Source organism: Clostridium sp. Marseille-Q5894 (genome assembly GCF_946902305.1).
Taxonomy (GTDB): domain Bacteria; phylum Bacillota_I; class Bacilli_A; order Erysipelotrichales; family Coprobacillaceae; genus Thomasclavelia.
The window spans coordinates 166,950-191,371 of the sequence record NZ_CAMPPT010000006.1; the positions used below are offsets into that span (position 1 = coordinate 166,950).

Sequence of the window (24,422 nt, forward strand, 5' to 3'; positions counted from 1 at the left end):
AACTATTTTTATGTTACAAATTATTTATTTTTCTTTTTTTACTTTTACAAAATATTATCGAAGCCAATACTAGACCGGCAAACGAATATATTGTATTTGTTGTATCGTCAGTATCTACTGCCACCACTGTATCTCCTGTATTTACTGCTGTATTAATATCTACTTCATTAGCTATTAATCCCGCAATTGCTTTTGCTAAAACATCTTTAGCATTATCTACCTGTTCTTGGTTTGCTTCTGGATCTTCTAATACCGCTTTTGCTTCATTTAAAGCATCTGCGACTACTGCCCATGTTTTAGCACTATAGTTTGCCATGTTTAAGTTATTTGCTTTATTGATCAATTCTTGTAATAAGTCTTTATTTGGTTTTAATCTTAAGTTCAAGAACGCTTTTACTAATTCTGTAAAGGCTTCATCTACTTCACCTTGCATTGCATTAACATCAGCCAATACAACATTTGCATTATCTAATACTGGTAACATATCAGACCATGATGATTCAATGTATTTACTTTCATCTAATCCATTGATTTGATCTACTTGTTTTTGTAATGCACTCTTATCACCTTGATAGAATTCCAACATCTGCATTGCCCTTGCAAGTCGATCAAAAGCATTATCTAATTCACTTTGAGTGGCATTAGTTTTTGCATATACTTCTTTTGCGTTTGTTAAAGCATCATTGAATTCAGTTACTACGGCTGGTACAACATTTTCTAAACTTGCTTTTTCCGCCATTTCAATGGCAATTTGTAAAGCTAATTTATCAGTCTCAACAATATTTTTAAATACTGGATAATTATTTTCACCACTTATCCATGCACAATATTCAGTATCTAAATTAGCATTCAATTCGTTTAATAATGTTCCATCTGTAAACTCATCAAGGCTCAAGCCATTTAAATCTTCAAAATTATTTGTATTTCCAAAACCAGCTTTACTACTTTCATAATAAATATTTTGATAAGTAACTTGGTATGATTCACCTGCAACAGATTCATCATATCCGGCCACTACACCACTAAATCGAGGTGCTGTTACATCAGCTTTAACATAACAATTCTTGATAATAGTTGGTGTGTTAGGATCAATACTGCGATTAGCTGCACCAACTAAACCACCTGCTGTTTCTACTGTTCCTGCTACTTCACTCCATGCATAACAATTAATCATCGTTGAATTATTAAACATTCCGACGATTCCACCTGTATCATTGCTGCCATTAACATTAGCTTCAACACCACAATTTATAATTGTCGCATACATCGTCCGTCCAACTAATCCACCAACTTTAGCTTTACCAATTATATTAGCGTTTCTAAGCTCAACATTTTTAATCGTTCCGCGTTCTAATAAACCAATCAACCCAACATTTTCTCCTTGTGGCTGATTAATCGTTAAATTAGAGATCGTATGTCCATCGCCATCAAAAACACCATTGAATACAGCTGCTGGTGTATATTTATAATTTTGCATATCTAAATCATTAGTTAATTTAAAATATGCTTGCATCATTTCCCCACTATTAATTCCATTTGCAAACAATAATAATTCTTTTTCTGAACTAATCAAATATGGATTCTCAGCAGTTCCCGTACCTGCAAATTCATATTCTAAAGATGAATCAAGATTTTGATTATATTTATTTCCAATTGTTAAATTATCTAAATAACCATTAATACCGTTAAACATCTTATTAGTTGGTAAATATGATGTCGCTGAATGTGACGAAACACTTGCAGGTCCTTCAATTAAAGTAGGATTATAAGTAATACCATCAACTTTTAATAATGTTGTTGCATTAACACCATGAATATATGTACTTGTTAAAGTAATATTTAACCATTCATCTAGCGGTAAATTAATATTATACGTATAAATATATTTACCAACTTTAAAACTAACACCCTGATTTTGATAATTCAAATAGAACGTACAAAAATCATCAGTAAATAGCACAGCATCATCTCTTTGTGTGCCTTTCAAATATAAATCAAAATTGACTGTATAAGGATAACCAACACTTGCAAATGGTAAAGAAAGATTACTTTGTGGTTCAAGCTGTAAAACTTTTCCATTAAGATATTCTTCATTCATTGTCGCAAGATTAGCAGCCTGTACTTGAGCATCATAGCCATTTTCTAGATCATTAATTTTCAGATCAGCCATTTCTTCAAAATCATACTTAGCGATAATACTTGAATTTGTAGCTACATACTTTCTTGGATTAGCACCAGGGGCATAGTCACCAACTTGTTCAAATGCTTCTACAAAATCATTACCACTTTCAAAACGATTATCATCACCATACCAGCTCTTTTCACTAATTACACCAATATAAGATAAAACTAGATCCAAAACATCAAAATCATTAGCCCAAGAACGGTCATTCCAATTACAGAAAAGCGTTCCAATGATCTGTGGATTTCCCCGTAACAAATCATATTGAGCATAATAATTACGTGAAGCTATATAAGTCGGATTACCAATTCGATGGGTATCAAAATCACTGCATCCTCTCCAGGTATCATAGAAAGTCGCCATATCTACATAACCATTATGCAGACCATTACTATTACCTGGAATCAAATACATGCTATTAGAAGTTGAATTGATGATTTCAAAACCATCTGCTAAAGCTTGTTCAACTCGCTGATCAGCAGAATCCCAAATTTGATTAACAACATTTTTAGAATCAATTTCACTAGCCCCATAATAAACAGAGAGATTACCCCAAAAATAGACTTTATCGATATTATCTTTTGATAAACAATATTGAGCTAGATCATTAATATAGCGACGCATATTTTCGTTTGTATTAGATGATTCATCAGTTCCAATATGAACAGCAGCACTTTGGAATACTGGATCATCACCGTCTAAAAATTCATCAAAAACACTACTGATCAAATCTAAACATTCATCATAGTGATTACTTAAATCAAAATTAGAGCCGTTAACTATTTCTGGATCAATTAAATTAAAAATTGTTGCATGTCCAGGTGAATCGATTTCAGTAATAACATTAACACCAAATTGTTTCAAATTCTTTTGCATCTGACGATAATCATCTTGTGACCATACATAATTACCATTTTCTAAATTATATGTATTCAAGACCGGATATTTTTTACTTTCAACTACAAATGAAGAACTGTACTCACCACCAAGTCCACTATCTTCATTAATATGAAGATGGAATGTATTCATTTTAAACCAGGCCATATATTTACCCATCTCTTCAATGTAATCTAAATCAAAATAACGTCTAGCCACATCAAGCATTCCACCACGAACTGAGTATTGTGGATAATCGCGAATAATCCCCAATGGAATTGTATCATGGTTTTCATCTTGATATAAAATCTGAGCAATAGAAACGCCACCATAAAGCATTCCCGTATCACTAGGTGCACTAATTACAACCTGGTCACCAATATTAATATAATATCCTTCATCACCTAATTCATTTAATTTATCTGGTGTATATTTAATAACAATATCACCACTTACAGAGGCAGCTTCGCTTACTTCTAATGTTACTCCTATCATTTCAGTTAAATACATTTGCAGCATTTCGGCACTTGTTTTCGCCATTTGATCTTCATAAACGATCCGAGCCCCATTTTCAAGTTTAAAATCACCATCTAGACCATACCATTCTTGAAGACCAGGAACAACATTTGGCATTTTATTAGTACCTGTATTACTATATTTACCAGCAACTGTAACAGTTATATTACGATCAAGCCGGCATACTATTTCATTGCTCAAAGTATCTAAAATATCATAAATCAAATATACTTTTTGCTTTGTTAAAGGCTGATAAACATGACCATTTAAATCAATAACCTGTTCATTACTTGAACCAAATAATACAGCCTGATAGCGATCATCATCTGATTTTGGTAAAACTAACTGATCATCTATAATTTCAGGCTCATTTTCAATACCAGCCATAAACTTTTCTAATTCATTAGCATCATCAAAAATAGCTAATCTAGCTACATTATCTGTTCCTAATTTCCATTCACTATAATTTTCTTGACAAGATTGATTCAATGTATCCACAAAACTTTGACTCATCATCTCAGCTTTATTCATTCCTGTAATAGTTGAAACTGTAACAAGATTTCCAATTGCAACATCAGGTAAATTTTCTTGATTGTAATAAAGATGATCATAATTTGCAAGATTGTCATCTTGTTCAATAAATCCACCTATTTTACCTGAATAAGTTCCCCAATGAACTCGTCCTAAATTATAAGAATTAATTATATTTGCTGCTACTGTTGGATTAAGACTACGACAAATAGAACCCGCTAAACCACCTAATGATTTAGAACCACTGACAATACCATTATTGTAGCTGTTTAAAAGATCAGAATTATTTAACATTCCTACGATTCCACCAACATCTTCAAAACCTTTTATCGTTGCATTGTTGTAACAATTTAAAATCGTTGCCTGCATACTTCGCCCAATCAACGCTCCAACTTTATATCCACCTTCAACTTTACCACTATCAATTCCTAGATTTTTAATTGTACCTCCTTCAACTTGATGGAATAATCCAATGTTTTGGCCATTATCTACTTTAATATTGATATTTTTGATAACATGTCCATCACCATCAAAAGTTCCTTTAAAAGGAATAATAGAACTAAAACCGTTAAATTCAATTCCCTTCAAATCAAGATTTGCTTTTAACTGATAATAAGCTGTCGAAAATTCCGTGGCCATATTAACGACCCTTTCCATTTCCTTTAAATCATCAACCGTCTTGATCAAATAAGGTTCTTCTAAACTACCATGTCCTGATAAAGTTGTTTTAATAAAAACCTTACCTCTAAATCCCGGATATCCAGTGTTATCTTCAAGCCACGTAAAATAATCAGCAGTTAAATTATTATTTAATTTTATAATCAACTCACCATTACTAAATTCTTCTAAATCAATTGGAATCAAACCAGTACGATTATCATTATTTCCAATAGCTATTTGATTTTGTTCATAATAAAGATTACTCATGGTAATTCGATAATTATCGCTAACCGCGCCTTCATCATAACCTACAATGATCCCTACATGCTGATCACCACTAACAACAGCACGACTATAACAATTATCTATAGTTGCCATAAACTCTGGAGCAATACTACGATTAGCACTTCCAACAACGCCACCAACAGTTATCTTACCGCTAATATTTCCCCAAACATAACAATTTAACATAGTAGAATTATTAAACATTCCAACTATTCCACCAGTATCATTAGCACCTTCAACATTGGCTTTACTGTAACAATTTAAAATCGTTGCCTGCATTGTTTTTCCCACTAGGGCCCCAGTATGATTACCGCCAATAATAGTTCCACTTTCAATTCCAAGATTTTTAATTGTACCACCATCTAAAAAACCAATTAAACCTACATTTTCTAAATCAGGTTCATTGATATTTAGATTCAAAAGATAATACTGATTACCATCTAAAACACCACTAAAACGTGTAATCGGCTGAAAATCGATATCATTCATATCAATATCACTAGTTAATTTATAATAAGCATCACCATACAATGCATCATCATTAATAATCTGTGACATTAATACTAGATCTTCGGGAGTTTTAATTAAATATGGAACATCTTTAGTTCCTTGTCCAATCAAACCACATTCAGACATACCATCATTAAATTCTGGGTATCCTAGTGCCCCTTTGACCCATGGGCTATAACCCTCTTCACAGCCACTGTTTAAAGCTTCTAATAAACGTCCATCTTGAAAGGCTGCTGTTTCTATGCCATTTACACCTGAATGACTGCTATTACCAATTCCTGTTACCGAACTGTCATAGTAAATACTGCTCATGGTAATTTCATAACTAGCTCCAGCAACACTTTCATCATAACCAATTGCACTACCTACATACTGTTGACCAACAACTGTAGCTAAACTATAACAATTTTTTAACACTGTTGGTGTTGCCGGATCAATACTGCGATTAGCACCGCCAACTATTCCTCCAGCTGTTACTCCACTACTATTTATTTCTCCCCAAACATAACAATTTAACATGGTAGAATTATTAAACATCCCGACTATTCCACCAACATCATTTTTCCCATTTACATCTGCTTTACTGTAACAATTAATGATATTAGCATACATCGTTCTTCCAACAAGGGCACCAGTTCTATTACCACCAGTAATTACGCCACTTTCAATTCCTAAATTTTTTACTGTTCCACCATTTAAAAAACTAATCAATCCAATCTGATCACCAGTACTATTGATTACTAAATTAGAAATTGCATAACCATTTCCATCAAGAACCCCAGAAAAACCGCTTGTACTTCCGATCGGTGCAAAATCAATTTCTGCCATATCAATATTTGTCGTCAATTTATAATGAGCATTTAAATAACTATCTCCATTATTTACAAGTGAAGACATTTTAATTAAATCTTCTTTCGAACTAATCAAATATGGATCATCATTAGTTCCTTTACCTTCAAGATCATTATCTTCACCATGTACAACATAAATTGATATAGATGCAAATATAATGAATGTACTTAAAATAATTTTAATTATTTTTTTCATTTCTATCCTCCTTTCATACATTCATTAAGTTTTATTTCACCTCCTCTTTTTTTATTTATTATTAGAACAGTAGTTTACTGTTAATAATCCAAAAAAATATTAAAAGGCAAGACTAAAAACATTTAGTTTCTGGTCTTGCCTAATTAAAGTAACAATCCTCTATTACTTTAATTATAATTTTTATTAACTAAATTGTCTACACAATTTAATTAATTACATCAAAATTTTACTTTTTTTAACATAAATATCAAACTTAATAAAGCTCCACAAACAAACCATTCAAAAACTGGCACATTATCACCAGTAGCTACACTTACTGTAGCTTCAGTTTTAACAGTATCTACTTTCCGTAATTTTGCCATAGCCTTTGCTAGTGTATCTTTTGCATTATCCACCTCTGCCTGACTAGCTTCAAAATTATCTAATACTTCTTTTGCTTCTCCTAAAGCTTTCACTACTACATTCCATGTCTTTGCACTATAATTTGCACCATCTAGTGATTGCGCTTTATCGATCAATTCCTGCAATAAACTTTTATCTGGGATTAATCTTAACTCTAAGTATGCCTTTACTAATGCATTATAGGCATTATCTACTTCTTCCTGACTTGCACTTTCATTAGCTAATACTTCTTGGGCCTCTTGTAATACTGGGATTAGATCATTCCATGTTTTATCTGTATATCTGCTTCCATCTAATCCTAATACTTTATTTATCATTGCTTCTAATAACGATTTATCGACTTCTTTTACTTCTTCTAAATTATCTATTGCTGCTTGTAGATTTTTTATTGCTTCATCTACTTCTTCCTGCATTGCATTTTCATTGTCGTTTACTTCTTTGGCTTCTTGCAAAGCATTTACTAATGTTTGCCATGATTCGACAGTAAATTTATTTTCATCTAATCCTTCTGCTTGTACAATTAAATCTTGTAATTCGCTCTTTTCACCTTTATAGAACTGTAACATATGCATTGCCACTGATAAACGGGCAAATGAGGCATCTACTTCTTCTTGACTAACTGATTCATCAGCTAAGATAGTCTGAGCTTCCTGCAATGCTGCTTTAAACTCGATAACTACCACTGGAACAACTTTATCTAATTCAGTTACATTACTTGCCATTTCAACTGCTATTGATAATGCGGTTTTATTAGTAGTTATAATTTCTTTTAATTCTAAACCACTAATTGCAGCCTGTAATTCTAGAATCATAGCATTTACTTGTTCTTGAGTAACTTCATTATCTTCTAAAATTATTTCTCCAGTTTTAATTACAGCTTGTAAAATCTCAAAACTCTCTTCTGTATATTTATCGCCACGATATTCTTTTGCTTCAGCTAAAATATTTTCAAGCTTTTCTTTATCTGTTTTTATTCCTAAATAAATATCTTCCAACCAATACTTTCCAGCCGCTTGATCGTTATTAAATAAATATATCTTCCCAATATTTTCAATTGCTTTAGCTGTTGATCTAAAAGCATAGTTATCAGCTATTGCTACTTCTATTCCATCAGCTCCACTAACAAATACACTATATCTTTTAGCTTCTAAATCAACTGATATTCGAAGGTGATATTTTTCATTTTCGGTAAACTTAACAGCACTTTGCACATAACCTGTGCCATTATACACACTAAATCTTCCATCATTAAACATTCTAATAATAATCGGTACTTGTGAGTATGCTGTATAATTAGAATCACTACTTCCAAGACCCACGATTGCATTTGTTTGATTTGCTGGTAAAACTGTAACCATATCAAATTCTACATTGACTGAATTTTTTGTACTAGGTCCAATCAATCTATTTGCACTAACAGCTCCAGCACTATTAGCCCCAACAGAAACAAGAGCAGTATCCGATGGCTTTAATTGTTCGCTTCGTTCACCCAAATAAATATCTTCTAGCCAATATTTTCCCGCTGTCTGGTCATTATTAAATAAATATATCTTACCAATATTTTCAATTGCTTTAGCTGTTGATCTAAAAGCATAGTTATTAGCTATCGCAACTTCTATTTCATCAGGTCCAGTAACAAATACACTATATTTTTTAGCCTCTAAATCAACTGATACGCGAAGATGATATTTTTCATTTTGTGTGAATTTAAAAGCACTTTGCACATAACCTGTGCCATTATATACACCAAAACTTCCATCTTTATACATTCTAATAATAATCGGTACTTGTGAGTATGCTGTATAATTAGAATCACTACTTCCAAGACCCACGATTGCATTTGTTTGGCTTGGTGATAAGACTGTAATCATATCAAATTCTATGTTAACTAAATTTTCGGTATTTGGTCCGATTAATCTATTTGCACTAACTGCCCCAGCGCTATTAGCTTCAACAGAAATAAGAGCATCTTCACTAGGTACTGGTTCTTCTGGCGGTTCTGTATAATCAAAACGAATTGGATATTCAGGTCTATCTAGGTATTTTCCATTTATCAATCCGGCAGTTAATAAATCTATTAATTTAGAATCCAATATTTCATTAAATAAATTTGTTTTATAACTAATAATTGCGATATCATTTTCAATAACCGAAAGCTTTCGATTGCTTCCATTTTCTAAAACCACACTCAGTGCTACATAATTTACTCCGCTATATGTCAAAATACCATCAAAATCATTAATACCATACACTTCTTTAACAAAAGCTTCAGGTACATAAATTTCATCGTTATATTTGATCGTTTTTAAATCACTTCCAGGAACTAATTCCCTAATTCGAGAATTAACTACTGCATATTTCGAATCTTCTTTTACAGCAACACTGCCAATCATTTTCTTATTTAATGCCGGTTCTACATCATCAGTTACATACCCTTGATTTTCCAGCTTAGAAAGTTCAGATAAAAACATTACTGTTGCCGCTGGAGCATAACTTTGTGAAGATCCTATTCCCAGTGAACAATTTGGATTTGGATAGGCACTAATCAATTCAGAACGCCCTACTAAACCATCTGGACGAATAGCGTTAGCATTCAATCCTAAAAAGGCTTTTTTTACAGCAGGATAATAAGTATCTCTATCTAAAAGACCATTATTGATTCCCCATGCCAAACCATACGCAAAGAAAACTGTACCGCTTGTTTCTGGGCGAATATCATGATCATAATCATCTAAATTCATCCGCCAAAAACCATCTTCACCCTGTGTTTTTAGTAATGTTGCTGCCATTTTCTTAAATACAGTTTCGTACTCTTCTTTGTCATTTGTGCGATCATCTGGCAAGTCTTGAAGTATTTTTGCCAGTGCTCCCATTGCCCAGCCATTTCCTCTTGACCAAAGAATCTTTTTACCATTAGGACTAATCTTTTGATTATTCCCATTACTATCTGGATTATAGGTTGCATCAGCATCAAAAATATAATTCTTATCACGATAAAATAAGCCTGTTTCTTCATCATAAAGCTCTGCTTTACGATCATCATATAATTCTCTTAATTTATCCAGCCATTTTTCTTCACCGGTTAGAAGATACATCTTCGTCCAGTTTGGTAGTTCCATATAAAAGAAATCGATTCTATCCCAATAACCATTTTTATTTTTTAAATCACTAATGCTCATTTGTTCCATTTCATTCATGATTGGAACTAAATTTCTTAATTTTTCATCATCAGGATCAAAACCCGAATCAGAAGTAATTGAAAACATGTCTAAATAAGTCTGGAAACTAGTATGATTATCTGGAAAATATTTACCTATTCTGCCACTATCAGCTTTAGTATTCCATGCTTGATCATTATATATATTGTTACTTCCCCAGCGATTTGCATAATCAGTATAATTTTCATCACCAGTTAAATAATAAGCTTCCATATTTCCCGTATAAAATACTGATGGTGCCCAAAATTCACTAGAAATAGAATGTCCATGATTATAATTAGTCGCATCATCTCCCGTATTTCCACCTGTCTTGATCCAGTAATCATTAACCTTTTTAGCTAAATTCACTAAATTTTGTGCACTTGGTAAATCAACATTAGAATTATCTGTCTCGACACCCCATACTTTAAATTCTGTCAAGGCAGAAAATTTCTTACGTCCATCACCAGGAATCGTTTCTTCACTAACTGGAAGATCTTTTAAACGGACCCACGAAACCACTTTTTTTTCTGGTAATTTGATTACCTGTGGTGAGGCTAATTTTTGCAAGCTTATTGGCATTTCTGTTCCATCAGAAAATTCTAATGTTGCACTTGTCCAGTTAATATCATGATCATTAGCATTATTTGGTTGTGGCGGATTCCATTGCGCTCTTACTGTGATATCAATTTGATCAATTTCAACGTAACGTCCAAATAAAACAGAAAATTCTGAATCTGTCTTTTCATTTCCACAACCCCATGCTTGATATGGAAAACCTACATGTGAAGCATTAAATTCAAATCCATCTATTGCATTTCGCGGTTCAAACTCACGTTTGTTATCTGTCACACGATTTGCATAAGCATGTGGAAAAACACTGATGTCCCCCTTTTTATTAGAACCCGAAACACCATTATCATTACCACGCAAATCAAACGGATTTAACGCTAGATTTCTTCGAGCATTAATTTCTTCTTCTGTTGCTACTCTAGCAGTAATTACTTTTTCTGTATTTCCAGATGTTGAAAATGCTCGAGAATCATATGGCCAATTTCCACCTCCTAATGTATTTCCATTTGCATCTGTTCCCGTTATACCAGGTATAGTAAAACGAAACTCATTATTGATTAAGTAAACTAAAGTTTCTTCGTATTCTAAAGAAGCCATATTAGAAGGTTTTATCGATCCTTCGACTTGTTCTTCTTCCAATGTCCCTGTAATTTTTGGGGTACCACAATATTTATCTAACTGTACCATTAGATAATGAACACCTTCAGGTGCTGTAATGACTATTTCATCCCCATTTGTTTTATTACTTGAGCGTACATAATTTCTATTATGTACTAACTTGTTCATTCCTGTCTCTACGACATTATTATTTTGTATTAATTCAATTTTTACATCTTCACTTACTGTTTGCTCTTGAACTGCTGAAACATTTATACTTGTTGATGAAAAAACCATTAATACAGCTATAATTGTCAAAAATATCTTTTTCATAACACCTTTCCCTTTTCTATTATTTTTATAATTCTTGTTTATCCTCTTTTAAAACTCTTAACTCCTCCTTTATCTAAGCGCTTACAATTTATAATAAAAAAATATCCCCTATATTTATTATAAAATCTTAGGAATATTTTTATCTTTAGCCTTATTAGTATTCTTTTTATCTTTTTTAAAATCAATCTTTAACAAGAGCATCTATTATTTTACAGCCAGAACTTGTTCCAATTCTGGTAGCCCCAGCTTCAATTAATTTTTTCATATCCTCATAGCTTCGCACACCACCTGAAGCTTTAACCTGTAATTCATCACCAACTATTGATTTCATTAATGCAACATCTTTAAAAGTTGCTCCACCATTTGAAAATCCTGTTGATGTTTTAACAAAAGCTGCCTTAGCTTCTTTAGCTAACTGACAGGCCAAAACGATCTCTTCATCACTCAACAAACAAGTTTCAATAATAACCTTTACACATTTATTTCCCGCCGCCTTTACAACTGCTTTGATTTCATCTAAAACTAACTGTTTATTTCCTTCTTTTAAAGCTCCGATATTAATTACCATATCAATTTCATCTGCCCCATTATCAATCGCATCTTTAGTTTCAAAAGCTTTTACCGCTGTCGTATTAGCACCAAGTGGAAAACCGATCACCGTACATACTTTAACATCACTATCAACTAATTCTTTAGCACAAAAACTGACCCAGGCAGGATTAACACACACTGAAGCAAAATGATACAACTTTGCTTCATCAATAACTTTCTTGACCATTTTTTTAGTTGCATCTGCTTTTAAAATCGTATGATCGATCATTTTATTATAATTCATCATCACTACCTCCATATATTCGTTCAATAGCTTCTTTTACAATAACACTATCCCCAAGATAATCAGCCTGACCCACTTCTAATGAGATAAACTTTTCATGCCCTTTACCTAAAACTAAAATAATATCATCTTTACAAGCAATCTCTATTGCCTGCTCGATTGCAATTTGTCTTGAAGGAATAATCACACTATTAATATCGACGATTTCAGATTGAATCGTTTTACAAATATCATAAACATTTTCGCCACGATCATCTAATTGGGTTAAAATCACATGATCCAAATATTTATTAGCGACCTGTCCTAATTCTTTACGCAATTTATAATTACGTTTCCCTGGAGCCCCTAACACAGCAATCAGTCGGCCCCGATTTTGGCGCACACTTTCAACAAATTCAAAAATATCTTCATAATTACTAATATGCTGGCAATAATCAACGATTACTGAAAACTTTTGTTCCGTTTGAATCAGTTCCATTCGCCCTTCAACTGGTTTTACATTTTTTACAGCCTCCAAAACCATGTTGTCATCACAACCCATGGCAATTAAAACACATACTAAAGCTAAAACATTATATATATTAAATTTAGCTAATACTGGTGAAGAAACATGAAAAACATTACCTTTAAAGACCAAATCAAACTCACTATGATCTAAATATAGGCGAATATTTTTAGCCATGACATCACTATCAATTTCAATTCCATATGTCAAGATCTTTCCTTTAGTATTATTTTTTATCTGGGAAAAATTGATATCGTCGCTATTTAGAACCGCCCAATCTGTCGGTTTGATCATCTCAAATAACTTTTGTTTAGCTAAAACATACTGCTCTCTAGTGCCATGAAAATCTAAATGCTCAGCACCAATATTAGTCATTACAGCGATACTAAAATTTACACTATCGACCCTTCCTAAAGCCAAACCATGACTCGATGCTTCCATTGCCACAACTTTTACCCCACCACGATTCATTTCATATAATTTACGTTGTAAATATAAAGTTTCGGGGGTAGTATATGGGCAGTCTTCTTTACGACCATTATACTCTAATGAAATAGTTCCAATATAACCAGTATTACAATATCTTGACATCGCATCTTTGATCATTGAAGCTACAATGGTTTTTCCATTACTTCCCGTAACGCCAATGATTTTCATTTTACTGCTGGGATAATCATAAAAAATATTAGAAACTCGATTTAACTCCTCTAACGTATTATCTACTAAAATATAAATAATATTATCATGATAATATGGCAAAGTCTTAGAATAAACAATTACTTTAGCCCCTTGAAAAATCGCATCTTCAACATACCGATGCCCATCAACACTTAATCCTTCAATACAAAAGAAAATTGAATATGGTTTAACATAACGCGAATCACTATGAATTGAATATATTTTCATATCATTATCAATATCATATAATTCATTTAAACGTTTCATCAACCAGCACTTCCTTCCAAAATCCCATCATATTTATCAATTTTAATATCAACGATCTCACCAATTAAATCAGCATCTGTCTTAACTTTCACCTTCAAATAATCACTTGCATGACCAACCAAATAATCACCTTCACGTTTTTCAAACAATACCTTGAGTGATTTACCTATTTGTTTTAAAGCAAAATTTCGATTTAACTCTTTAGACAGCTCTAACAGACGATTTGTTCGTTCATGTTTTATTTGATCCTTTACCTGATCTTTCATTTTAGCTGCTGGTGTATTTTTACGTGGTGAATACGGAAAAACATGCAATTCACTATAATTAACTTTTTTAATAAAATTGTATGTCTGTTCAAATTCTTCATCAGTTTCACCTGGAAAACCAACAATTACATCAGTAGTAAAAGCAATATTTGGTAAATAACTTCGTATTTTATTAATTTTTTCTAAATATTGAGCTGTTGTATATTTACGATTCATCCGCTTTAAAGTTGCATCACATCCAGATTGCAAAGGAACATGTAAATGATCCACAATTATTTCATTTGAACCAATTAAATCAATGATCTCATCACTGATCTGGCTAGTTTCAATCGAAGAAATTCTTAAACGTTTAAGTCCTTCGATTTTTACTAAATCAACTAACAAATCATAAAAACTATACCCCTGCAGATCTTCGCCATAGCCAGCAGTATGAATTCCAGTCAAAACAATTTCAACATAGCCGTTAGCTACTAAACGTTTGGCCTGATTTAAAACACTATCTTTATCTCGGGAACGAACTCGACCACGAGCATAGGGAATAATACAGTATGTACAAAAATTATTACACCCATCTTGAATCTTTAAAAAAGCTCGGGTATTTTTAAAACGATCAATATTCAAGTCTTCAAACTTTCTTAAATTCATTACACTATCAACTTTTATTACCATCTGACCAGTTTTTATATATTCATCCACATATTTAACAATATCTTTTCGATACTGTGTCCCTAAAACAACCCCTACCCCTTCGATCTGTCTTATTTCTTCAGGGGCTATCTGACTGTAACAGCCTACTACACATATCGTAGCCTGGGGATTTTTACGAATTGCCTTACGGATCATCTGTCGCGATTTACTATCTCCGGTATTAGTAACCGTACATGTATTTATAACATAAACATCTGCAACTTCTTTAAAATCAACTTCTTGATAATCAGCTTCGTTAAATATTTTTAACATCGCATTTGATTCATATGTATTTACTTTACAACCTAATGTATGGAACGCTACTGTTTTCATCTATTCACCTTATCCTATTTTTTTGATAATTTTCTTATAAGTTTTTTCACCAATAAATTTATGTTCATATAAATATTCTAAAATTTCTGTATCATTTTTTTGATTAATTATTTTTGTCATAACATCCTTGATTAATTGTAGATCGGGATATTCTTGGGTATATTTATCAATCAAACAAATTTCATTAACTAGTTTTTTATTATTAAATTGATAAACTACTTTGAAGTCATCGTGATAAAAATAATCATTTTCTAAGTCGTGACCAACTAACTGTAAAGTAGAAAAATCTGATTTATATGGCTGCATTCCATATAATTTAATAAAGATATCGATTTCTTTGGAAAAATTTTTTATATAAGATTTGTGATGCTTTAATGTCACCAGCAAATAATCGTTAAGATAGTATTTGTTTATAAATGATTCTAAATAAGGTATATAAATGTTTTCTCCACTATCAATATCTTTAAAATTAACTAATGAAGCTGTTACTTTCTCCATATCATAAAAAAATATTTTTTGTCTTTGCTCATAGCTTATATGTTCAAATAAATCATAATTATTAGTTACAAATTTATTATAACATTCATTGATCGTTCTTTTAGCCCTTATTCCTTTTAAAATGACTTCATACGCAAACAAATCCCAAGGATTTTTTACTTTATAATCAAATCCTTCATCGATGATTTCTTTACTTCCATCATTAACAAAACAAAATAAATTAGTTTTATTCAATTTCACTTCATAACGATACTTATATAACAATTCTAATATCTTCATTTACCAATCTCCCTAGCATAACCAATTATGCTTAACATATACAAGGGCGCTGTTTCACTTCGCAAAATTCTTTTTCCTAAAGAACATGAACTGATTTTCAACGCTTCCATCATTTCAATTTCTTTTTCTTCAAAACCGCCTTCACTACCTACAATAATTGTTATTTTATCATTAGATTCCAATTTATCCAAGCATTGTTTTAAAGCTAAATGCTCTCCTCTTTTGGCTTTTTCTTCATAAGCGACTAAATTATATGTCCCTAAATACTCACTGATTTCAGCTAATTTAATGACATTGACAATTTGGGGAATCTTATTTCTTCTTGACTGCTGCGCAGCCTCTTTCAATATTTTTTGATAACGCGCCAGCTTTTTTTCAAACTTTATTTTATCTGTCTTAACTACACAACGCTGCGTTAATAAAGGAACTATCCGACTCACACCCAATTCTGTTGCCTTTTGTAAAACCAGTTCAAATTTATCACCCTTTGGTAAAGCATAAATTAACGTTATTTCTACATCCAGTTCATTATTTTCGTCTATTTCTTTAATAATTTTAATCGATCCTTGTTCAACCTCATCGATCATACAAAAATATACTTGTCCATTTATATCAATACAAGTGATTTCATCACCATTTCTACTTCTCATCACATTTTTTAAATGATGTAAATCATCAGCAGATAAGATCAAATTTTTTTTATTTTTTAAATCTTCATTTATAAAATATCGCTGCATAACAATCCTCCGGTACCATTCTAACATGAAATCACGACTGAGAAAAGTAATAAACGATATCGATTAATAATCATCCAAATTACTTTGATCATAATAAAAGCAAGTACCTAAATACTTACTTTTACCATTTAAATTTCTTTACTATTTTATCTATATACTGATTAGCTATACTATAAAATGTTTGATGTTTATAAACCTTTTTAGAAAAAGATTTTCCATATTCATGATTTAAACAATATCCAAAATAAATAACATTAGAAATCAAGTAAATAGAAATCAACATTACTACCAAACTAGCCAATGGTCCATATAATGTATTATAGCGACTATAATGTTCAACAACATAAAAAAAACCTCCCCCGATCAAGACAATACAACTGCTTGTAAACACAGAACCAATGAGACCATATGAAAGAGGTCTTTTTTCAAATGATAAATAACGATAAAAATAATAAAAAACGATCAATAATCCTAGTAACATTATAACTGGTTTATTAATTAAAATAATATAGTTTATAAAAATCAAACCAGCAATAGCTAAAATCATTAAAACAAATAGAACAACCGCTTTGATCCTCAATAAAATCATATAAGTATCGAATTCTTCGTCTGTCTTTGAAATCAACATAAATGAATAAAAAGCATTGCTCGCTAGATAAATTGAAAAAGCAGTTGAAATTATCAAAGAAGTAAAATCCCCATACTCCTGAGATAAAATATATTCAATAAATGGAGCTAAAATCATCTCTGGGATATAATCATACAGTAAATCAATTAAATTCGGTGAATTTAAAATATCACTTTGAAAGATTCTTAAAAATATAATTAAAGTAGGCAGCAAAGCTAATAGTATACAAAAACTCAATGAATAGCGTGATAAATTACCTTGGGGTGAAATGAATTTCAATATTACATTATAAAATCTTCTCATATGTCACCTTCCTACTATAATTGTTAACGATAAATTTAAGAACATACTAAAACATCAAATAAAAAGAGGTAAATACCAATGTCATTAAGTTAGGCATTAAAATACTGAAAAAGCTCTTTAATGTAATTTAAAGAGACTTTTTTATTTAGCTATTGACAAATAGTGAGAATCGTGTGGCTAGTAATGAATAGCAAAATATTCATTACTAGCCCTTTTTAGTAGATGTATTTTTTAGGAGGTATTACATATGATGAAACATTCAAATTCAAACATCTACTATTCACCAAAAAAGATCAAAAAGATTCTCAATCAATCTATCGATTTTACTCTTGAAGGGATTCAGTGCTTCTGCCATGATCCAATCTCAAATTTTACTCGTAATCGCTTATTACCTGCTCGTATATTGATTGATTCTATTTTAAGTTTCTCTAATTACTCTACAGCTAGTGAAATGTCTCATTTCTTTTCTGACTGTACTGATATGCCTTCAACTTCGGCGATGTGTCAAAGACGTCAGTTATTAGATCCTGCCATCTTTAAACGTATCAATAATCTGTTCGTTCATAGTTTTGCCAATTACAGGACGATTAACGGATACTACATTCTCGCTCAGGATGGATCTGATGTCAATATCCCTTTTATGGATGATGATACAAAGGTAAAATCGGATGGTGGTGGAAAGCCATACTGTCAGTATCATGTGAATGCTTTATATGACTGTCTTAATCATATTTTCTATGACTGGAGTATTGATGCTTCAACTAAAAAACGTGAGGCTGATGCATTGATTTCTATTATCAATCATAAGAATTATCCTCAAAATTCTATTTTTACAGCAGATAGAGGATATGAAAACTATAATCTGTTGGCTTATTTCATTGAAAATAATCTTAAATTTGCAATCAGAGTTAAAGACATTGATACCAAAAGTGGCATAATGACAAACATAAAAACAAAAAACGGGACATTTGATATGAACGTCACTCGTATATTGACTAGATTTCAAAGTAAAGAAATTAAAGCTCATAAAGATAAGTATGTCTTTGTACCTACAACTTCCAGATTTGATTTTCTGGGACCAACACAGGATTTTTATGAATTATCTTTTAGAATTGTTCGCTTTAAAATAACAGATGATACCTATGAAACAATTATTACAAATCTATCAGAAGATGAATTTCAGCTGGAAGATTTCAAAGAGCTTTATCATTACCGCTGGAAAGAGGAAACCGCTTTTAATAAGGTAAAATATACAATGGGACTTGTCTATTTTCATGCAAAAAAAAGGAAGCTGATACAGCAGGAAATCAATGCAACATTTTTAATGTATAATGTTTCTGAAATCATTATCAATAATATTGAGATAAAGCAAAATCGTAAATATCGCTACAAAGCAAATTTCGCTAATGCAGTGACAAATATCAGACTGTATTTAAGAAATCTATTAAAAGAGAAGAATCTTATCTCAAGAATAAAAAAATTTCTGGTCCCGCAAAGACCAGAAAGATCATATGAACGTGCTATAAAACCCAAATCATGTCAACCGTTAAATTATAGAACGTCCTGACATGAATTATTATAACACGTTATTTTAGAATAACAATAAAATTTTTTGAGCTAGATGCTAGTTCTTTTTAAGTATATCTAAAATCCATATTTTTATATTTTTATTTATGAATAACAGAAAAGATGGCTGTTTTTACTTTAACAACCATCTTATCTTAATTCAATGATTTTTCATTTTCTCTTAACTTAATACCATTGGATGTCGTGAAGCTGTTATTTTCACCATTATGCACAGTTTTTATTTCAACAGTTTTATTATTTACGATCGTAGGACCAGTTGGTAGAGAATTATCAAGTGCTATTACAAATGGTTTAGTATGGATGACACAAAACTTAGGGGCTCTTGGTTATGCATTCTTTGCCGGCGTACAACAAATCATCGTTATTACTGGTTTGCATCATATTCTTGGTGCAGTTGAAGCCCAGCTTATCGCTGATACTGGTAGAAATTTCTTGAATCCATTAATGTCAGTTGCTTTAATGGGACAAGGTGGTGCAGTTTTAGGATATTTAATATTAAATTGGAAAAATAATAAAGCTAAAGAATTATGTTTACCATCATTTGCATCAACATTATTCGGAATCAGTGAACCAGCCATTTTTGGGGTTAACTTAAGATATAAATTTCCATTAATTGGTGGATGTATCGGTGGAGCTTTAGCTGGTGCGTATGTTTATTTTGCAAATTTAGCGTCATTAGGATTTGGAACGACAGCACTGCCAGGAATTGCTATATGTGATCCTGCAAACAATGGTTATATTAACTATATTATTGCCCATCTTATTGCTTTAGCTGGTGGATTTATCTTTGCGGTTATTCTTGGAAAAACAAAAGGTCAACCAAAAGAAGTAAAAAGTGATGAAAAAGTTACTGAAAACGCTGTTGAATTTAATGGAGAAATAGAAATATTATCACCAGTAAAAGGTGAAGTTAAAAATGTGACAGAATCTACTGATCAAACATTTGCTTCTAAAGCCATGGGTGATGGAATTGCAGTTACTGTTAGTGAAGGAAAGGTCGTTGCTCCTGCTGATGGAAAGATCTCATTTGTTTTTCCAAGTAAACATGCAGTAGGTTTAATGTTAAAAGATGGTTCAAGTATTCTCATTCATTGTGGGATAGATACTGTTAATTTAAATGGTGAAGGCTTTGAATGTTTTGTAGCAATAAATCAAGAAGTTAAACAAGGGGATGTTCTATTAACATTTGATCAAGACTTAATTGAAAAGAAGGGGTATTCTACAGAGACGATGATGGTTTTTGAATTAAACGAAGGACGTCAGGTAGAAATGAAATATACAGGAGCAACAAAGGGAGAAGATGTAGTAGCAATTATTAAATAACTGGAGGATGAATAAAAATATGATGACAAAAAAAGATTATTATGATCAATATGATAATCATCAAAATATGAGGGATAATGTAAAAAAAGATAAAAATCGTTTACATTATCACCTCATGCCTCCGACTGGATGGCTGAATGATCCAAATGGATTATGTCAAAAAGATGGTATTTATCACATTTATTTTCAATACACACCATACGACTGTAACTGGGGAATTAAATTATGGGGTCACTATACTTCAACGGATATGGTTCATTTTAAAGAAGAAGAACCATTTTTATACCCTGATCAAAAAGAAGATCGTGATGGAGTATACAGTGGTTCAGCTTATGTTGAAGATGGAAAAATATATTATTTTTATACCGGAAATGTTAAATTAAATGATCGTGATGATTATGATTATATCAATGATGGTAGAGAACAAAATACGCTTTCTTTTACAAGTGAAGATGGAATGGAGATAAGTAGAAAAAAATTAATTTTAGATAATGATGATTATCCTCATAATATGTCAAAACATGTAAGAGATCCTAAAATCTTTAAAAAAGGGAAATATTATTATATGGTTTTAGGAGCCCGAACAAGAGATAGCCAAGGCTGTGTATTACTTTATCGAAGCCAGGATTTACAAAACTTTCAGTATTATAACTGTATAACAACACCGCAACCTTTTGGTTATATGTGGGAATGTCCCGATTTATTAGAAATAGATGGACAATTATTTTTGATTTGCTGTCCCCAGGGAGTTGGGCAGAATGGTTATGATTATGCTAATGTTTATCAGATGGGATATTTTCAATTAGAATATGATTTTGAGCAAAACCAATACAATTTGGGAGAGTTTAAAGAATTAGATCGAGGATTTGATATATATGCCCCGCAAAGTTTTATTGATGAAAAAGGCAGACATATTTTATATGCATGGATGGGAATCCCAGATGCATCTTATCATAATGATCCTACTATTCAATATAGCTGGCAGCATGCTTTGACAATGCCAAGAATGCTGATTCAAAAAGATGGAAAAATTATTCAACAGCCATTAGTTGAGATGAAACAGTTAAGAAAAGAAAAATATGAAATGGATATAGACCAATGGAATGATACATCATATGATGATGTATGTTATGAAATGGATATTGAGTTTAAAAATCAAAAAGATTTTCAAATTCAAATAAGAGATGATGTTTTCTTGAATTATAAAGATCATGTTTTAACATTATCACTAGGAACAAGCGGTTGTGGTCGTGATCAAAGAAGTGTTGAAATCAAAGAAGTTAGGCATTTGGATATTTGGAGTGATACATCGGCTTTAGAAATATTTGTCAATGGTGGACAAGAAGTTTTTACGACAAGGGTGTATAGTGAAACATTATCACAGCATCTTTATTTTCATACAAGTCATCAAGGAAAATTAACTTACTATCCTTTAGATAGCTATCAAATCGAGAAAAATGAAAAATAATGAATATCGTTTAAAATATCATTTAATGCCGTTAGAAGGGACGATTGCTGATCCTAATGGCATGTGCCAAATCGAAGATACCTTCCATATATTTTATCTTAATGATCCTCAAGCCTTTAAAACAAAAGGAAGAGTTCCTTGTATTTGGAGACATTATAGTACGCAGGATTTTATCAACTTTGTTCAAGAACCAATAGCACTTTTGCCAGATAGCCGATATGATAGAGATGGTGTTTATAGTGGCAGCGGTTTTTATGAAAAAGGAAAATTGTATTTGTTTTATACTGGAAATGTTCGTCATCAGGGAAATTATGATTATATCATGGTAGGTAGAGAACAAAATGTTTTGATGGTTCAAAGTGCTGATTATATTCATTTTGATGATAAACAATTATTGATGACAAATGCCGATTTTCCTCAAGATATGACAAAGCATGTTAGAGATCCTTATGTTTTTTATCAAGACCAGTATTATATGTTTTTAGGTGCAAGAGACATTCATGATCAGGGAATGATCCTTGCTTACGAAAGTAAAGATAAAAAAGAATGGAAATTTATCCAAAGAATTAAAACTGAAGAGAAATTAGGTTATATGTGGGAATGTCCTGATTATTTTGAACTGTCCCAGCAACAAATCCTGGTTTGCTGTCCTCAAGGAATAAAACAACATGAATACGAAAACAATCATCAATGTGGATATTTTATTTTAAATGGTGATTTTAGAAATAATTATCAATTAGAAAGGTTTCAATCGTTTGATGAAGGATTTGATTTTTATGCCGCCAGAACCTTTTTAAGCCAGGATAAAAGACGAATTCTTGTTGGCTGGATGGGAATACCCGATTGTCCTTATAAAAATCCAACTATTCAATATAATTGGAATGATGCATTGATACTTCCTAGGGAATTAACATTTAAGGATAATCAAATTTATCAATATCCTATTCGTGAAACAAAAAATTTAAGAACAAAACATCTATATAAAGAATTAGTTGAAAAAGAAATATACTATTATCAAAGTCATGCATGTCAAATTCATCTTGAAATAACTTCTCAAGAATTTCAAATTGATTTAAGAAAAGATCTTCAATTAAGATATGATGGAAAAATATTGACTCTATCGTTACAAGAAAGCGGCTATGGTAGAGATAAAAGATGTGTTAAAATAAATGAGATAAGTGAAATAGATATATTTAGTGACGTATCATCACTTGAAATATTTATTAATCATGGTCAGAAGGTAATGACGACACGTGTTTATGATTCTTATCATGATACAAAAATAAAAGTTTCTTGTCCAATGACCATGGATTATTATGAACTGAAACCATATAACATTATAGAAAAAAAGGAGACAAAGATATGAAGCTAGGAGCAATCGAAGCAGGAGGAACAAAATTTGTTGTATGTATTGGAGATGAAAATGGAAATATTATCGATCGGGCATCATTTCCAACAGAAGAACCAGAAAAAACAATGGCAAATGTTTTTCAATATTTTGATGATAAAGATATCGAAGCATTAGGAGTCGGAAGTTTTGGTCCAATCGATCCAGATGTTAATAGTCCAACATATGGATATATAACAACTACCCCTAAACCAGGCTGGTCAAATTATAATATTATGGGTGCTTTAAAAGAAAGATATGATATCCCGATGGGATTTGACACAGATGTCAATGGCGCAGCTTTAGGAGAAGCAACATTTGGAGCAGCTAAAGGACTTGATAGTGCACTGTATCTAACAATTGGAACTGGAATAGGCGGTGGTGCTATTTTAGGTGGAAAACTTGTACATGGTTTATTGCATCCAGAAATGGGACACATGAAAATGATCGTTAGAGATGATGATCCATATCAAGGAGCATGCCCATATCATGGAACATGCTTAGAAGGATTAGCAGCCGGACCAGCCATAGAAAAAAGATGGGGAGTTAAAGGAAGCGAGCTGCCAGAAGATCATCCAGCTTGGGACTTAGAAGCATATTATATCGGTCAGGCATGTGCTAACTATATATTGATCTTATCACCTAAAAAGATCATCTTAGGTGGTGGGGTCATGCATCAAAAACAGCTTTTTCCTATGATACATCGTTATACTCAGCAGTTTTTAAATGAATATATTCAAAAAGAAGAAGTGACAACAGATAAAATCAAAGACTATATCGTATATCCAGGACTTGGTGATAATGCTGGTGTTGTAGGAGCATTAGCGCTAGCATTAGAAGCAAAACAAAATAATTAAAATGCTGTTTGTTTAAAAAAATATAGAAAATGATAATCACTAAACGAATATTACCTAGGGACATTTATGTTGTCC

General features: G+C 31.8%; 13 protein-coding genes. 5 read left to right on the plus strand and 8 right to left on the minus strand.

Annotated features, from left to right (window positions below):
- Positions 1–13: 13 nt before the first annotated feature.
- The 8 genes from OC535_RS10515 to OC535_RS10550 all read right to left on the minus strand — a co-directional run bounded on the left by OC535_RS10515 (position 14) and on the right by OC535_RS10550 (position 17,725).
- Positions 14–6,607, minus strand: a complete 6,594-nt coding sequence (locus OC535_RS10515; protein ID WP_498823786.1) for a family 20 glycosylhydrolase — start codon at positions 6,605–6,607, stop codon at positions 14–16.
- Positions 6,608–6,825: 218 nt separating this feature from the next.
- Positions 6,826–11,709 carry a glycoside hydrolase family 88 protein gene (locus tag OC535_RS10520; protein WP_498823787.1) on the minus strand — a complete coding sequence of 1,628 codons (4,884 nt, stop codon included), beginning with the start codon at positions 11,707–11,709 and terminating at the stop codon, positions 6,826–6,828.
- A gap of 181 nt (positions 11,710–11,890) precedes the next feature.
- Complete coding sequence (deoC, locus tag OC535_RS10525; RefSeq protein WP_498823788.1) at positions 11,891–12,544, minus strand: deoxyribose-phosphate aldolase; 654 nt, start codon at positions 12,542–12,544, stop codon at positions 11,891–11,893.
- Positions 12,534–13,994 carry a UDP-N-acetylmuramoyl-L-alanyl-D-glutamate--2,6-diaminopimelate ligase gene (locus OC535_RS10530; RefSeq protein ID WP_498823790.1) on the minus strand — a complete coding sequence of 487 codons (1,461 nt, stop codon included), beginning with the start codon at positions 13,992–13,994 and terminating at the stop codon, positions 12,534–12,536. Before OC535_RS10530 ends, deoC begins: the two co-directional genes overlap by 11 nt.
- Complete coding sequence (gene mtaB / locus OC535_RS10535; RefSeq protein WP_227053555.1) at positions 13,994–15,280, minus strand: tRNA (N(6)-L-threonylcarbamoyladenosine(37)-C(2))-methylthiotransferase MtaB; 1,287 nt, start codon at positions 15,278–15,280, stop codon at positions 13,994–13,996. Before mtaB ends, OC535_RS10530 begins: the two co-directional genes overlap by 1 nt.
- A gap of 9 nt (positions 15,281–15,289) precedes the next feature.
- Complete coding sequence (locus OC535_RS10540; RefSeq protein WP_024721132.1) at positions 15,290–16,057, minus strand: hypothetical protein; 768 nt, start codon at positions 16,055–16,057, stop codon at positions 15,290–15,292.
- Positions 16,054–16,794 (minus strand): RsmE family RNA methyltransferase, encoded by a 741-nt coding sequence (locus OC535_RS10545; RefSeq protein ID WP_498823791.1) that lies wholly within the window; start codon positions 16,792–16,794, stop codon positions 16,054–16,056. Before OC535_RS10545 ends, OC535_RS10540 begins: the two co-directional genes overlap by 4 nt.
- Before the next feature lie 121 nt (positions 16,795–16,915).
- On the minus strand, positions 16,916–17,725 hold the full coding sequence (locus OC535_RS10550; RefSeq protein ID WP_227053553.1) for a YihY/virulence factor BrkB family protein: 810 nt from the start codon (positions 17,723–17,725) through the stop codon (positions 16,916–16,918).
- Positions 17,726–17,972: 247 nt separating this feature from the next.
- On the opposite strand from OC535_RS10550, the gene OC535_RS10555 reads away from it, so the two are divergent.
- From OC535_RS10555 to OC535_RS10575, 5 genes are all read left to right on the plus strand, one after another.
- A complete protein-coding gene (locus OC535_RS10555) occupies positions 17,973–19,292 on the plus strand; it encodes an IS4 family transposase (RefSeq protein WP_498823792.1) in 1,320 nt (439 codons plus the stop codon).
- 203 nt (positions 19,293–19,495) lie between these two features.
- A complete protein-coding gene (locus OC535_RS10560) occupies positions 19,496–20,635 on the plus strand; it encodes a glucose PTS transporter subunit IIA (RefSeq protein WP_498823793.1) in 1,140 nt (379 codons plus the stop codon).
- A gap of 19 nt (positions 20,636–20,654) precedes the next feature.
- Positions 20,655–22,103: a glycoside hydrolase family 32 protein gene (locus OC535_RS10565; protein WP_498823794.1), complete on the plus strand. Its 1,449-nt coding sequence runs from the start codon at positions 20,655–20,657 to the stop codon at positions 22,101–22,103.
- A complete protein-coding gene (locus tag OC535_RS10570) occupies positions 22,093–23,469 on the plus strand; it encodes a glycoside hydrolase family 32 protein (RefSeq protein WP_498823795.1) in 1,377 nt (458 codons plus the stop codon). Before OC535_RS10565 ends, OC535_RS10570 begins: the two co-directional genes overlap by 11 nt.
- Positions 23,466–24,347 (plus strand): ROK family protein, encoded by an 882-nt coding sequence (locus OC535_RS10575; RefSeq protein ID WP_498823796.1) that lies wholly within the window; start codon positions 23,466–23,468, stop codon positions 24,345–24,347. Before OC535_RS10570 ends, OC535_RS10575 begins: the two co-directional genes overlap by 4 nt.
- Positions 24,348–24,422: the final 75 nt, after the last annotated feature.

Excerpts from the sequence above, each read along its gene's own strand:
- OC535_RS10515 (WP_498823786.1), bottom strand. The coding sequence starts at position 6,607 with ATGAAAAAAATAATTAAAATTATTTTAAGTACATTCATTATATTTGCA.
- OC535_RS10520 (WP_498823787.1), bottom strand. The coding sequence starts at position 11,709 with ATGAAAAAGATATTTTTGACAATTATAGCTGTATTAATGGTTTTTTCA.
- deoC (WP_498823788.1), bottom strand. The coding sequence starts at position 12,544 with ATGAATTATAATAAAATGATCGATCATACGATTTTAAAAGCAGATGCA.
- OC535_RS10530 (WP_498823790.1), bottom strand. The coding sequence starts at position 13,994 with ATGAAACGTTTAAATGAATTATATGATATTGATAATGATATGAAAATA.
- mtaB (WP_227053555.1), bottom strand. The coding sequence starts at position 15,280 with ATGAAAACAGTAGCGTTCCATACATTAGGTTGTAAAGTAAATACATAT.
- OC535_RS10540 (WP_024721132.1), bottom strand. The coding sequence starts at position 16,057 with ATGAAGATATTAGAATTGTTATATAAGTATCGTTATGAAGTGAAATTG.
- OC535_RS10545 (WP_498823791.1), bottom strand. The coding sequence starts at position 16,794 with ATGCAGCGATATTTTATAAATGAAGATTTAAAAAATAAAAAAAATTTG.
- OC535_RS10550 (WP_227053553.1), bottom strand. The coding sequence starts at position 17,725 with ATGAGAAGATTTTATAATGTAATATTGAAATTCATTTCACCCCAAGGT.
- OC535_RS10555 (WP_498823792.1), top strand. The coding sequence starts at position 17,973 with ATGATGAAACATTCAAATTCAAACATCTACTATTCACCAAAAAAGATC.
- OC535_RS10565 (WP_498823794.1), top strand. The coding sequence starts at position 20,655 with ATGATGACAAAAAAAGATTATTATGATCAATATGATAATCATCAAAAT.
- OC535_RS10570 (WP_498823795.1), top strand. The coding sequence starts at position 22,093 with ATGAAAAATAATGAATATCGTTTAAAATATCATTTAATGCCGTTAGAA.
- OC535_RS10575 (WP_498823796.1), top strand. The coding sequence starts at position 23,466 with ATGAAGCTAGGAGCAATCGAAGCAGGAGGAACAAAATTTGTTGTATGT.